This window comes from Frankia sp. Mgl5, assembly GCF_023242985.1.
GTDB lineage: Bacteria > Actinomycetota > Actinomycetes > Frankiales > Frankiaceae > Parafrankia > Parafrankia soli.
Genome location: NZ_JALKFY010000020.1, coordinates 1 through 314 on the forward strand (window position 1 = coordinate 1; position 314 = coordinate 314).

Consider the following 314-nt stretch of genomic DNA (forward strand, 5'->3'; position numbering starts at 1 on the left):
TTGTATCGCTTGGTCATAGAAGCTGGCGTAAAAGGACTGGAGAAACGCTTCCCGATGCAGCGCAATTCCTTTTTGCTCGGAAACAATCCCTCCTTGCGCGTCGATCTTCGCATTAACCGGAGCGCGGTAGATTTGGCGCGCCACGCGTTTCTGCAAGACATCCAGCTTCCCTTCGTCCACCAGCGGTACACCAGACAGGGGAAGCGTATACTGCGCCCGTTCTATCAGAGCGAGCATTTTTCCGTTCGCCTCCAGCCGAAAATGATCAGGCAGGTTAATCGGCTGCAACAAGAGTAGTAGACTGGCAATCAAAG

Annotated in this window: 1 pseudogene; it reads right to left on the reverse strand. The window is 53.2% G+C overall.

The window, feature by feature from the left end:
- Positions 1-314: pseudogene (locus tag MXD62_RS08170) on the reverse strand (hypothetical protein); the annotation flags it as partial.